The sequence below is a fragment of the Pedobacter vanadiisoli genome, from assembly GCF_042684385.1.
GTDB lineage: Bacteria > Bacteroidota > Bacteroidia > Sphingobacteriales > Sphingobacteriaceae > Pedobacter > Pedobacter vanadiisoli.
The window spans coordinates 199,044-213,118 of sequence record NZ_JBHULL010000007.1; the positions used below are offsets into that span (position 1 = coordinate 199,044).

General features: G+C 40.2%; 10 protein-coding genes. All 10 read right to left on the reverse strand.

Annotated elements, in window-relative coordinates; genetic code table 11:
• Positions 1 to 123: 123 nt before the first annotated feature.
• The 10 genes from ACFSR6_RS06865 to ACFSR6_RS06910 all read right to left on the reverse strand — a co-directional run bounded on the left by ACFSR6_RS06865 (position 124) and on the right by ACFSR6_RS06910 (position 14,026).
• Entirely contained in the window at positions 124 to 1,365 is a 1,242-nt protein-coding gene (locus tag ACFSR6_RS06865; RefSeq protein WP_379076739.1) for an aminotransferase class I/II-fold pyridoxal phosphate-dependent enzyme, read from the reverse strand.
• 168 nt (positions 1,366 to 1,533) lie between these two features.
• Entirely contained in the window at positions 1,534 to 3,165 is a 1,632-nt protein-coding gene (ftsZ, locus tag ACFSR6_RS06870; protein WP_379076742.1) for a cell division protein FtsZ, read from the reverse strand.
• A 130-nt stretch (positions 3,166 to 3,295) separates the two neighbouring features.
• Positions 3,296 to 4,654, reverse strand: a complete 1,359-nt coding sequence (ftsA, locus tag ACFSR6_RS06875; RefSeq protein WP_039473398.1) for a cell division protein FtsA — start codon at positions 4,652 to 4,654, stop codon at positions 3,296 to 3,298.
• 5 nt (positions 4,655 to 4,659) lie between these two features.
• Positions 4,660 to 5,877: a cell division protein FtsQ gene (locus tag ACFSR6_RS06880; RefSeq protein WP_379076746.1), complete on the reverse strand. Its 1,218-nt coding sequence runs from the start codon at positions 5,875 to 5,877 to the stop codon at positions 4,660 to 4,662.
• The gene (gene murC / locus ACFSR6_RS06885; protein ID WP_379076749.1) at positions 5,870 to 7,225 is read right to left on the reverse strand and encodes a UDP-N-acetylmuramate--L-alanine ligase; all 1,356 of its coding nucleotides are present in this window, start codon (positions 7,223 to 7,225) and stop codon (positions 5,870 to 5,872) included. The genes ACFSR6_RS06880 and murC overlap by 8 nt, the downstream gene beginning before the upstream one ends.
• 144 nt (positions 7,226 to 7,369) lie before the next feature.
• Positions 7,370 to 8,473, reverse strand: a complete 1,104-nt coding sequence (murG, locus tag ACFSR6_RS06890) for an undecaprenyldiphospho-muramoylpentapeptide beta-N-acetylglucosaminyltransferase (protein WP_379076752.1) — start codon at positions 8,471 to 8,473, stop codon at positions 7,370 to 7,372.
• 129 nt (positions 8,474 to 8,602) lie between these two features.
• Positions 8,603 to 9,790 carry an FtsW/RodA/SpoVE family cell cycle protein gene (locus tag ACFSR6_RS06895; RefSeq protein WP_379076754.1) on the reverse strand — a complete coding sequence of 396 codons (1,188 nt, stop codon included), beginning with the start codon at positions 9,788 to 9,790 and terminating at the stop codon, positions 8,603 to 8,605.
• Between the two features lie 14 nt (positions 9,791 to 9,804).
• A complete protein-coding gene (gene murD / locus ACFSR6_RS06900; protein WP_379076757.1) occupies positions 9,805 to 11,193 on the reverse strand; it encodes a UDP-N-acetylmuramoyl-L-alanine--D-glutamate ligase in 1,389 nt (462 codons plus the stop codon).
• A gap of 128 nt (positions 11,194 to 11,321) precedes the next feature.
• The gene (mraY, locus tag ACFSR6_RS06905) at positions 11,322 to 12,569 is read right to left on the reverse strand and encodes a phospho-N-acetylmuramoyl-pentapeptide-transferase (protein WP_183762482.1); all 1,248 of its coding nucleotides are present in this window, start codon (positions 12,567 to 12,569) and stop codon (positions 11,322 to 11,324) included.
• Positions 12,569 to 14,026, reverse strand: a complete 1,458-nt coding sequence (locus ACFSR6_RS06910; RefSeq protein WP_379076761.1) for a UDP-N-acetylmuramoyl-L-alanyl-D-glutamate--2,6-diaminopimelate ligase — start codon at positions 14,024 to 14,026, stop codon at positions 12,569 to 12,571. Before ACFSR6_RS06910 ends, mraY begins: the two co-directional genes overlap by 1 nt.
• Between the last annotated feature and the right edge of the window lie 49 nt (positions 14,027 to 14,075).

Consider the following 14,075-nt stretch of genomic DNA (forward strand, 5'->3'; position numbering starts at 1 on the left):
TATAAACATATTAGCTTAAAAAAAAACCACACCAAGTAGCTGAAATACAGATTTTTACAAAAACAACTGCAACAAAAAGCCCTTTAAACTGATTTAAAGGGCTTTATACTATTTTAATTGATCTTAAACAGTAGCAAAAAGATTCTCTTTGTAATATCCGTTTTCTAATTTTTCGGCTACTTCACTAAAAGCATCCAAAGTGCGCTGTACGTCTTCTAAAGTATGTACAGCAGTTGGAATTAACCTTAACTCGATCATTCCTTTCGGAATTACAGGGTATACTACTATAGAACAAAAAATACCATAGTTTTCGCGGAGATCGAAAGTTAATGCCGTTGCATCAGAAAGTTCTCCTTTTAAGAAAACAGGTGTAACTACCGAATCAGTAACACCTAAATCGAAACCGCGTTCGCGTAGACCTTTTTGTAAGGTCATGGCAATTTCCCAAAGCTTATCTTTTAATTCAGGTCGGCTTTTCAACAGTTCCAAACGCTTTAACAAACCGATTACCATTGGCATCGGTAAAGCTTTGGCAAAAGTTTGCGAACGCATGTTATATCTTAAGAAATTGGTAATTTCTTCAGTTGAAGCTACAAAAGCACCGATACCGGCCATTGATTTAGCGAATGTGCCAAAGTAAACATCGATACCATCTATACAATCCTGTGCCTCGTGGGTTCCTGCACCTGTTTTACCCATGGTACCAAAACCATGTGCGTCATCAACCAAAATCCTGAATTCGAATTCTTTCTTAAGGTCAACAAGTTCTTTTAATTTACCTTGCGCACCACTCATTCCGAAAACACCTTCGGTAATCAATAAAATACCACCGCCTGATTCCTGCGTTAATTTTGTGGCCCGTTCAAGCTGTTTGCGTGCGCTTTCGATATCGTTGTGTTTGTATACGAAACGTTTACCCATGTGCAGACGCAGGCCATCGATAATGCATGCATGTGATTCTGCATCATAAACAATTACATCGTTACGATCAACAAGTGTATCAATAATTGACACCATGCCCTGATAACCATAGTTTAATAAAAATGCATCGGGCTTACCAACAAAAGCAGCAAGTTCCTGCTCCAGTTGCTCATGGTATTTAGAGTTACCGCTCATCATACGCGCACCCATTGGGTAAGCCATACCATATTGAGCTGCAGCTTCTTCATCAGCTTTTCTAACTTCTGGATGATTGGCTAAGCCCAAATAGTTGTTTAAACTCCAAACCAAGTGCTCTTTTCCTTTAAATTGCATGTGTGGTGCAATTTCTCCCTCTAATTTTGGAAATGAGAAATACCCATGAGACCATTTTTGGTGTTGACCGATCGGCCCCATGTGTTTTGCTATTTTATCAAATATATCCAATGTATTACCTGTTTTTTTATTATAAAAATTTTGCGAATTTAAGCTTTATTCGTCTTAAAATCAACCTGCTTGAATATTTTAGGTCTCTATTAAACCTTTTAACACGCTAATTTTATGCCAAAAAAGCCCCGGGGCTAAACCGGGGCTTTAAATTTATTTTAGTCTGTTCTAATCAACGTTATCGTGAAGGAAAGAATTGTTCGGTCTGATCTCGGTACCACCATCCTGATCGTTGCTTAAAGTAAATCTGCTCACCTGCGATTCGGACGAATGCTGAACTTGCTGCAACTGCATTTGTTTACGTTTATAAGCAGGTTCATTTTCCAATTCCTGCAAGCCGTTAGTGGTGCGCAATTTCATGCTCAGATCTTTTAAACGTAAGATACGTTCTTTAGATTTTTTCAATTGCTCTTCCATCGATTCGTCACTTTTATTGTCGTCTAAACCCACAACCGGCATTTCGATTTCTGGTTGAGGTTCAGGCATTGGCTGCGCTTGTGCAACGGGTGTTTCGAATACAAAATTAGTTTCAGCCAATTTTACTTCGAATTCAAATCCAGTCTCCTTGGCTTCTTCTACCTGAGGCTCTTCCTCCATCAAAGTATGGCGAACCACATTATTTTCAGGCTCCTGAACTTTTTGAGGTTCAGATTTATTGAACATGCCGCCAAAAAGATCTGCTTGCGAAACCTCTTCTTTTGTTTTTAAAACGGGCTCGTAAGATGGCGCCGCTTTAGGTTTAATAAAAGAGTTTACCGGCTCTACAGGACGAACCAACGGAGCTTCTTCAGGTGTTAAAAGCGATATTTTCTTTTTATTTTTTTCTTCGTTTACGCGTTCTTCAGAGGTTTGGAAACCTGTAGCGATAATCGTTACAGAAAGTTTATCGCTTAAAGATTCGTCGGTACAGTTACCCCAGATCAAATCGGCTGATAAACCTGCCTTTTCCTGAATGTAATCGGTAATGATTGAAACCTCATCCATGGTTACTTCCCGCAAGCCAGAGCTAATGTTCAGCAGGATATAGCGGGCACCTTCAATTTCGTTATCTTTTAATAATGGCGAAGCTAAAGCGCCTTCCACAGCCTGAAGTGCACGATCATCGCCTTCGGCAGCAAAGCTACCCATAATGGCTACGCCGCTATCTTTCATTACGGTGCGTACATCTTTAAAATCGACGTTGATATAACCTGGAACAGTTATGATCTCTGCGATACCTTTTGCAGCCGTTGTTAAAATATCGTCGGCCTGACCAAATGCAGAACCCAGGGTTAGGTTTCCGAAAATTTCGCGCAGGCGATCGTTGGAGATCACCAGGTAAGAATCTACATATTTTTTTAACTCTTCCATTCCTTCGTCGGCCTGCAGCCTACGTCTTTTTCCTTCGAAAGAAAAAGGTGTAGTAATGATAGCCACCGTTAAAATATCAAGTTCTTTTGCAGCTTTTGCAATAATTGGCGAAGCACCTGTTCCGGTACCACCACCCATTCCTGCCGTAATAAAAAGCATTTTAGTGGTACTACCCAACATTGCCTTAATATCATCTATATTTTCTATTGCAGAGTTTTTACCAACTTCAGGAATAGAACCAGCTCCCATTCCTTCTGTTAAACTAGCGCCTAACTGTACCTTGTTAGGGATAGGGCTAGATTCCAAAGCCTGGGCATCTGTATTACAAATAATAAAATCCACACCAGTAATACCAGACAGGTACATATGGTTCACTGCGTTGCCGCCACCGCCTCCAACACCAATTACCTTGATGATTGAAGACTTATCTTTTAACATTTCGAACTGCATATCTTTATGAATCAGTTGTTTAAAAATTTTTAAATTCTGTTCATTACTCCATGTAATATTAACACTTTTTCAACAGACGTTTTCCACAACTGTTAATAATGTGGAAAACTCATCTTTTGTGGAAAAATAATTAACTTTTTAAGTAATCTTCATCGCTTACATTCATATCATCCTGAATGAAAGTTCTTGTTTTTGCCAGTAATTTATCGAACAGACCTGGTCCGCGTTTTTCTTTTTCTTTAGCTGCTTTTGGTTTCTCAACAAAAACACCAGGTTGTTTCATTTCTTCAATCAGCTCTTCTGCTTTCTGGATTCCTTTGATCAGCAAACCTACACTGGTTGCATACATCGGGCTTTTCAAATCGTCGTAAATGGCCTTAGGCATATCTTCGTATTTAGATAAATGCTCGTTAGGATAACCAATGCGGCAATCTAAACCGGTGACATATTCAACCGCCTGAGATAAGTGTTTTAATAAGGCACCACCACCGGTAATCACAATTCCACCGATCAGTTTTTTCTCATATCCGGAAGATTTGATCTCATAGTAAACATGCTCTATAATTTCTTCCATACGGGCCTGAATCACATAGGCCAGATTTTTAACCGAAATTTCTTTCGGTTCGCGACCCCGTAAGCCAGGAACGCAAATAATTTCATTTTCTTTATTCTCTTCAGCCAACGCCGAACCGAAACGCGTTTTCAATAACTCAGCCTGGTTGCGCATTACAGAACAACCTTCCCTGATATCTTCGGTAACACTATTGCCGCCAAACGGAATTACTGCGGTATGACGGATAATACCTTCGTGGAAAATGGCAATATCTGTAGTACCACCACCAATATCAACCAATGCAATACCAGCTTCCTTTTCTTCCTCGCTCAACACCGATTCAGATGAAGCCAATGGCTCAAGGATTAAATCCTGAGTCTGTAAACCTGCATTATTTACACATTTGATAATATTTTTTACTGCGGTAACCTGACCAGAAATAATATGGAAGTTGGCTTCAAGGCGAACCCCTGCCATACCAATCGGATCTTTGATTCCCGGCTCGTTATCGATGGTAAATTCTTGAGGTAATACATGGATAATTTCCTCACCCGGTGGCATTACCAGTTTAAACATATCATCGATCAGTTTATCGATGTCTTTTTTACCGATTTCGTTATTTAATTCTCTTCTTGTTAAAATTCCTCTGTGCTGTAAGCTCTTAATGTGCTGACCAGCAATACCCACATTTACCACCTGTATTTCTACGTTGGATTGTCCGCTTGCTACTTCAACTGCTTGAGCAATGCCCTGTACGGTTTTTTGAATGTTAGAAACCACTCCACGTGTTACACCTGCCGATTCTGCTTTGCCTATTCCTAAGATCTCTATCTTACCGTGCTGTGTTCTACGACCAACGATAACACAAATTTTTGTAGTACCGATATCCAATCCTACTACAATGGGCGACTGACTGGTAAATTTTGCCTTGTCCATATTCGTTAATTTTGCTGAGTTTTATACAATTTCTCCAGGGCTTTGATTTCTTTCTCTCTTGCCTCTCTCTGTTTTTTTAAATCTGCCTCAGATTTTGCCGGCTTTGGCTGTGTTGTTACCGTTTGCTTCGGTTTTTCTTTTTTGTCTGCCGGCTTTACTTCCTTAGGCTTGGTAACCTGTGTTGTTGCCGGCTTTTTTTCTTCTTTCTTAGCTGGTTCTGCTTTTTTAGGAGTTGCCTTTTTTACTTCGGTTTTATTTAACTCCTCTTTCTTAGCCTCTATCTTTTTAGGCTCGACCCTTTTAGGCGCTTCTTCTGGCTGATCGGCTTCGGGGCGATCGTCTATTATTGTACCGATGGTATTTCTGATCAGTGAATCGGTTACGTTCCGCTGTATCCTCAAACTATCAGCTGCCGAAAATGTTTTCGATTTTTTCCCTAAATCTGTCGAATCTCTTTTTTCGCAAACAATCTGGTTGGTATACTTAATATTGATGGTTTTATAAGTATCCCAGCCTACCTGCGGCATTGCTTTTTTATAGAACAGCAACAGGTTCTTCATTTTCTTTTCCAGCGAATCGGCATTACCCAAAATAATACGCTGGTTACCCACCCTGGGGATCAATGTGATGTCGTTTTTCTGATCAACCACAATCTGTTCGATCTGTGAATCCCAAAGTGTATCTTTTTTAATGTACTGTGCTGTTTTATACAGGTCTCTTGCCAATTGTGTATGTAAAGTATCAACACGGCTACCAAAAACTTCACCGATGTGACCGGTTGCCACCAGTACATTGGCTGTAAAATTTGATGATATCGGCATTTTCAGGCCATCATTATCAATATAAAAATCCTGTCCGTTCTCATTCAGGATACGAAGGATAGGTTGTCTTTGTTTTACCTCGATGTGCAATACACCATCCATATCTACATACACTTTGGCAAAGCCGATGTAAGGGTTCGATTGCAATTTTTGCTCAATTTTATGAATATTGATATTTTCGAGGTTGCGGCCCAAAAGCATTCCCTGATCTTCTTTTAAAATGGCGTCAACCTCTTCGCGTTCAATAAAATTATCTGCTCCGGGGATCAGTATTTTAACATCCGTACATTTAACTGTCTGCTTTTTCACATTAATAAAACTCAAAAGCACAACCACCCCTGCCAGGCTGATTAGCCAGGCAAAGCCAGTAAAAATTGCGCTCCAGTTTATTCGTTTAAGCATTATTTAATGTATTTTTTAATGGGTCAATAATGGTATCAATATCACCTGCACCTACCGTTAAAATTAATTCAGGTTTTGTGTCTTTAACATACTGAACCACAAAATCTTTTCCACATATTCTCTTATTACTCAAAGTGATTTTATCCAGCAAAAACTGTGAATTTATGCCTGTTAAAGGCAATTCTCTGGCCGGATAAATTTCGAGCAGTAACAGTTCATCGGCCGTGCTTAAAACTTTTGCAAATTCATCTGCAAAATCTCTTGTACGGGTAAACAGGTGCGGCTGAAAAATCACCGTTAACTTTTTATTAGGATACAATTGTCTTACGGCATCAAAGCAGGCTTTCAGCTCTTCAGGATGATGTGCATAATCATCGATATAGATCTGATCGCCATTATTTACAATATATTCGAAACGGCGCTTAACCCCTTTGAAGTTTGCAACGGCTTGTTTCACCTTATCTGCATCAATACCCAAAGTCAGGGCTATTGCAATGGCTACAGTGGTATTCTCTACATTATGCTTTCCTGGCAGTTGTAAACTGATATCTTTTATACTATGCGAGGCATCGGCATAATCGAACACAAACCTGGATCCTTCAACCCTCAGGTTCTGAGCTTTTGCTGTTGCCGTGAGGCTGGCCGCATAACTGATGCTGTTTTCCAAAGGCAATCCTTCATGTGCATACAATATGCCTTCTGCTTTTAGCTGCCCGGCGAATAGCCTGAATGATTCTTCGAGGTGGCTTTTATCACCATAAATATCCAGATGATCAGCATCCATCGATGTTACCACGGCAATATCCGGATGCAAAGTCAGGAAGGAACGGTCATATTCATCAGCCTCTACCACAACCACATTGTTATCGCCAAAAAGCACATTACTATTGTAATTAGTGGTTATACCACCTAAAAACGCCGTACAATCGTAACCGGTATCTTTTAAAATATGTGCTATAATTGACGAAGTGGTGGTTTTACCATGTGTACCGGCAACGGCAATACAAAACATACCCTTACTGATAATTCCCAATACCTCCGAACGCTTCTTAACACTAAAACCTTTATCAATGAAGTGATTTAAAACTTTAGAGTCTTTTGGTATAGCAGGGGTGTAAACCACTAAGGTATCATCTTCATTCTCTAAAAATGCGGATGGCAATGAATCAGCTTCATCCACATAGGTAATTAAAATACCTTCCTGTTCCAGTTTTTCGGTCAGCTTGGTCCTGGTCTTATCATAACCGCAAACCACCTGCCCACGTTTAGTAAAATAACGGGCAAGCGCGCTCATACCGATACCACCGATACCTACAAAGAAAACCCTGTTTATTTTACTTAATTCCATTTTTTTTAGCTAATAGTAGAAAGAATAAAGCCTAAAGCTGCCTTTCAACTGTTTTATTTTTTATTTCCTATTGCCTTAAGACTGCTTCGTAACTCGCAATGACGATCTGTCTTTGCTTTGGTCTTTCTGCTTTAGTCTTTAAGCTTATTTAATCAACTTCAATACTTCGCCTGCAATAATTTCATCGGCTTCAGGCAAAGCCATTTTACCTATGTTTTCAGAAAGCTTTTCGCTCTGTTCTTTGTTATTTAAAAGTTCAAGGGCTGCTTTTACCAAAGTATCTTCAGCAGAACGGTCATTAATTAACAATGCTGCTCCGTTTTTTACCAATGCCATTGCATTTTTGGTTTGATGATCTTCTGCTACATTTGGCGAAGGCACCAAAATCACCGGCTTCCTGATTAAACAGAGTTCGGCAATGGTTCCTGCTCCCGCTCTACTGATAATAACATCTGCAGCAGCATAAGCCAGGTCCATCTTATTCAAAAACTCAAGGATGCGAACGTTTGGATGATAATCAAGTCCCAATCTTTCGACAATACCCTGGTAGTAATATTTTCCTGTTTGCCAGATCACCTGCACATCTTGCGCAAGGATATCAGGCAAATGTTTTTCAATTGCTTTATTCAGCGTTCCGGCGCCTAAACTCCCCCCTGTAACCATAATGGTCTTTTTCAATGGATCGAGTTTTAGCAGCTCAGCCCCCTGAAAGTGTTTCCCCTGGATATCTACTACTTCCTTCCGAACAGGGTTTCCGGTTTTCAAAATCCTATCTGTAGGAAAAAACTGATCCATCCCGTCAAAAGCAACGCAAATTTTTGATGCTTTTTTACCCAACCATTTATTGGTTACGCCGGCATAAGAATTCTGCTCCTGGATGAGGTAAGGAATTCCTTTCAAAGAAGCCGCATACAACAAAGGCCCGGAGGCATAGCCACCTACTCCTACAACCGCATCGGGCTTAAACTCTTTAATAATCTGTATCGCCCTATTTACGCTACCGATAACCTTAAATGGAAGTGCTAAATTTTTTACAATCGAGCCGCGTTGCATTCCACTAATGTTTAAGCCAATAATCTTATATCCGGCCGCAGGAACCTTTTCCATTTCCATCCGGCCTGTTGCGCCCACAAATAAAATATCACAGGAAGGAACCAAGCGTTTGAGCGCATTGGCTATGGCTACGGCGGGAAAAATGTGCCCGCCGGTGCCACCACCTGATATGATAATTTTTGGGGAATTATTCATTTACTGTTTAATTAATTTTTTTAACCGCAAAGCGCGCAAGGTTTTCGCAAAGCGCACTAAGTTTATTTTAACATCTTTTCTTTAATCAGATTGCTTCGTCATACTTCCTCGCAATCACGATCTATCTATTTAAGCCATCGCCGGAATCTCTCCAACAATGATTTTATTATTTGTTTTTTCTTCTTTTGAAGTCAGTTTTGCATTTTCTTCCACATCACGGCTTACACTTAAAATAATGCCAAAAGCCACACTGGTAAAAATCATGGAAGTACCTCCCATACTCACCAGCGGAAGCGGAACCCCGGTAACCGGACCTAAACCAACTGCTACCGCCATATTGGCAAATGCCTGAATGGTAAGACTGAAACTTAGTCCTGCTGCAAGCAGTGCCCCAAAGGCCTTGGGCGCCCGCGTGACAATCTTAATACACCGGTATAAAAGTACCAGGTATAGTATCATGATTACAATTCCTCCCACAGTTCCCCATTCTTCAATAATAATGGCGAAAATAAAATCCGAATACGGGTGTGGCAGGAAATTGCGTTGTGTACTATTACCTGGTCCTTTACCAAAAACACCACCAGTAGCCAAAGCAATTTTTGCCTGGTCTGCCTGGAAAGTTTTATCTGAATGCTGCATTTCGGGATGCATAAACGAGTTTATACGCGACATGTAGGTTTTCCTTCTTGGACCTAAAAAGAAAACAAACATTAACAGGATAAAGCCCCCTGCACAAACTATGGCAATCTGCTTTATACTGATCCGTCCGATAATTAACAGCAAAATACTTACACCAAACAACATTAATGCTGTAGAGAGGTTGGCCAGCGCAATTAACACAAACACTACACAAACCGACCCCATAATTGGTATAAATGATTCTTTTACATCTTTAATATTCTCTTGTTTTTTGGTGAGCATCCGTGCCAAAAATGTAATCAACGCAAGCTTGGCCAAATCGGATGTTTGGAATGTCAGCCCGATTACCGGGATTTTAACCCAGCGTGATGCATCGTTTAAGTTGGTTCCGAAGATCAGCGTATAAAACAACAAAGGAATGGTTACAATCATGAGCACCTTCGAAATACCGGCATAATAGCGGTAATCGAGCAAGTGGGCAATATAAATCATACCTATACCCAGCAGTACAAAAATGAGGTGTTTGGTTAGCAAAAGCTTTTCAACAGCTTCGCCTTTTTTATATGCCAAAGTTCCAGTTGCACTATACACTGCCATTACTGATATAAGCGAAAGCAGGATGATGATCAACCAGATCCACCTGTCGCCTTTTGTTTTATTAAGTAGTGCCTGCAACATAATTGAGCCTCCTATTATAATTCTCTAACTGCCGCTTTAAACTGGTTACCGCGGTCTTCGTAATTTTTAAATAAATCAAAACTTGCGCAGGCTGGAGAGAGCAAAACTGTATCACCGCGCTTAGCCAGGTGAAATGCAATTTGAGCAGCCTCATCAGCCGAAAAAGTATTCACAATCACGTCTACATCATCTTCAAAAGCATCGTGAATACGCTTATTGTCCTTACCCAAACAAACGATAGCCTTAACCTTGCTTTTTACCAGGTCTTTAAGCATGCTGTAGTCGTTGCCTTTGTCAACACCGCCCATAATGAGCACAACATCACTGGTCATACTTTCCAGGGCATACCACGTGGAGTTAACATTGGTAGCTTTACTATCGTTGATAAAATCAATTCCAGAAATTTTGGCTACGTGCTCCAGGCGATGTTCAATGTTTTTGAAATTACCCATGCTTTCGCGGATAGAATCATTTCTTAATTCCAGAACTTTGGCTACAATGCCAGAAGCCATAGAATTATAAACGTTGTGCTTGCCCTGTAAGGCTAAATCTGAAATAGACATGGTTAGTTGATTAGTTGGTTCAGTAAGGATATGTATAGTTGTTTCTTCTAAATAAGCACCTGTTTCAACCGGCTTTACAATCGAAAAAGGATAGGTTTTGGCGAGGGGCTTAGTGATGGCCATAGCCTTTAGGCTTTCCTCATCATCTGCACAGTAAATGAAAACATCATCAGCTGTCTGGTTTTGGATAATGCGCATTTTTGATGCTGCATAGTTCTCCAGTTTATAATCGTACCGGTCTAAATGATCGGGTGTGATATTCAATAAAACCGCAATGTCTGCCTTAAATTCAAACATATCATCGAGCATGAAACTCGAAATTTCAAGCACATAATAATCATAGTGATCAGTAGCCACCTGAGCTGCAAAACTCTGCCCGATATTACCAGCCAAGCCTACATTTAAACCTGCATTTTTTAGAATGTGGTAGGTTAACAGGCTTGTTGTCGATTTTCCGTTAGAACCTGTAATGCAAATGGTTTTAGCCGTAGTATAACGTTTGGCAAACTCAATTTCCGAAATTACTGGAATGCCCTTTGCCACCAGTTTTTTTACAATTGGAGCGGTAGGCGGGATACCCGGACTCTTAATCACTTCAGTGGCATTTAGAATCAGCTCTTCTGTGTGTTTTTCGGATTCGAAAGGCACACCTAGTTTTTCAAGGGCAGCTTTATACTTATCTGCAATTACACCATAATCAGAAACAAATACTTCGAAACCTTTGGCCTGTGCCAGCTTTGCAGCTCCTACACCGCTTTCGCCGGCACCAAGAATAACCACACGGCCGTGCCCGGTCATTGCTGACTTAGTATTGCCTGATGTGATATTACTTGTGCTCATTGTTATTTTAGTATTAAGTAGTGAGTTTCAAGTTTCCTGACTGAAACATCACTTTTTATTTTTTACACTATTTATTATTTTCTTTTTTCTTCACTATTTCGGCATTTGGCCTCTTAAACCCTAACCCTCTACCTCAATTTCAATGTTACAATGGTCATAATCGCTAGCATGATTCCGATAATCCAGAAACGTGTTACAATTTTGGCTTCGTGATATCCCTTTTTCTGGTAATGGTGATGTAAAGGCGACATCAGGAAAATCCGGCGCCCCTCTCCAAACTTCTTTTTGGTGTATTTGAAGTAAGAAACCTGCATAATTACCGATACCAGTTCAACAAGGAATATTCCGCATAAAATCGGGATCAAAAGTTCTTTACGGATCATCAGTGCAAAAGCTGCAATAATCCCTCCTATGGCCAGACTTCCGGTATCGCCCATAAAAATCTGAGCGGGGTAAGAATTGTACCAAAGGAAACCAACGCATGCCCCAACAAATGCTCCGGCAAAAATCATTAGCTCTGCCGAGTTGGGGATGTACATAATGTTCAGATAATCGGCCATGATTGTGTTACCGGAAACATAGGCCAAAATACCCAGTGTAATACCAATTACGGCAGAAGTTCCTGTTGCAAGCCCATCAATACCATCGGTAATATTTGCCCCGTTTGAAACCGCAGTGATGATAAATACCGTAAAAGCCAAAAAGATAATAAAAGCATATTTCTGGTAATCGCCGCCTAAAAACTTCAGCACCTTGGCATAATCGAACTCATTGTTCTTATAAAAAGGCATATTGGTTTTCGTCGATTTTACATCCTGGGTATAATAAAAAGTTTCCCCTTTCTGACGCAATACCATTGGTACAGAAGACGTATTTTTCACATTATCCTGAACCGTTTCTCTTACTACAATATTTGGATGGAAATACATCGTAGTGCCAACAATGAGGCCTAATCCTACCTGACCAACCACTTTGAAACGACCGGCCAGACCTTCTTTATTTTTCTTGAAAACTTTGATATAATCATCCAGAAAGCCAATTGCTCCCATCCAGATCGTCGTAATCACCATCAGAATGACATAGATATTGGTAATATTGGCAAAAAGTAATGTGGGGATTAAAATGCCCAGCAAAATGATGATACCCCCCATAGTTGGTGTACCTTGTTTCTGCATCTGGCCTTCTAAGCCTAAATTTCTTACCGTTTCTCCCACCTGTTTTTTATGCAAAAAATCGATCAGCCTCCGGCCATATACCGTGGTAATGATCAGCGATAAAATGATAGAAACTGAAGCACGGAAGGTGATGTATTGAAACAACCTCAATCCGGGAATGTCGTAGTGCTTATGCAGGTATTCGAATAATAAATATAACATTAGCTGATTGGGTTTAATTGTTCAAGTAAAATCTCTTTATCATCAAAATGATTCTTAACGCCGTTTATTTCCTGGTATTTTTCGTGTCCTTTGCCTGCTATTAAAATAATATCGCCTGGCTGAGCCAGATGGCAGGCTGTTTTAATGGCTTCTTTCCTGTCTAAAATGGATAAGGTTTTACGCTTGTTGCTTGGCGATACGCCGGCTTCCATTTCGTTGATAATTGTTTGCGGATCTTCAGTACGCGGATTATCAGAAGTCAGAATTACTTTATCGCTCCAATCGCAGGCTACCTGCGCCATTACCGGACGTTTGGTTTTATCGCGGTCGCCACCACAGCCAATTACCGTAATTACCTGTTCGGTACCTTTGCGGATATTGGCAATGGTACTGAGCACATTCTGCACAGCATCGGGCGTATGCGCATAATCTACAATACCAATAATTTTATCGGGCGAGGTGATATAATCAAAACGGCCTTCAGCTCCCGATAAACTGCTTAAAAGTGTCAATACTTTTAATTTATCCTGCTCAAGCAAAACAGCTGTACCGTATACTGCAAGCAAATTATAGGCATTAAATGAACCAACCAGTTTAAAATATACATCCTCACCATCGATATCCAGGTGCAACCCACTGAACTGGTTTTCGATAATTTTAGCTTTAAAATCGGCCAATTGCTTAAGTGCATAGGTTTTTTTATATGCTTTGGTGTTCTGAAGCATCACCATGCCGTTTTTATCGTCAGTATTGGTCAATGCAAAGGCCGACTTAGGCAAACCATCAAAAAATGCCTTTTTAGCCTTCAGGTAATTGTCAAAAGTTTTATGAAAGTCTAAATGATCGTGTGTAATGTTCGAGAATACACCGCCTGCAAAAGTCAAACCTTCAATCCGATGTTGAGCTACCGCATGCGAACTCACCTCCATAAAGCAATAATCGCAACCGGCAATTACCATATCTCTTAAAAGCTGGTTAAGCGCAATTGGGTTCGGTGTGGTATGCGTAGCAGGTACAACGGTATCGTTAATGTAATTTTCGACCGTTGATATTAGTCCGGTTTTATAACCTAAGGCTTTAAACAACTTAAATAAAATGGTAGCAATGGTGGTTTTTCCGTTTGTACCGGTAATGCCAACCAGCTTTAACCCGGCAGAAGGATTGCCAAAATAATTGCCGGCCATAATACCCAAAGCCACCGATGTATTATCTACTTTAATGTAGCTTACTTCTGCATTTGGATTTTCAGGAAGGTTTTCGCAAACAATCACGGTAGCCCCTTGCGTAATGGTCTGATCGATAAACTGATGCCCATCGGCCAATGTACCCACTATTGCAAAGAAAACATCATCTTTACCTACCTTACGTGAATCGAAATTCAGCGCATTGATTTCCCTATCGGTTTTACCAACCAATTCTTTAATCGTTACACCGTAAAGTAAATCCTGTAATTGCATTTTTTATTCTTTTTAGTATTAAGTAATGAGTACCTAGTATCAAGATTTT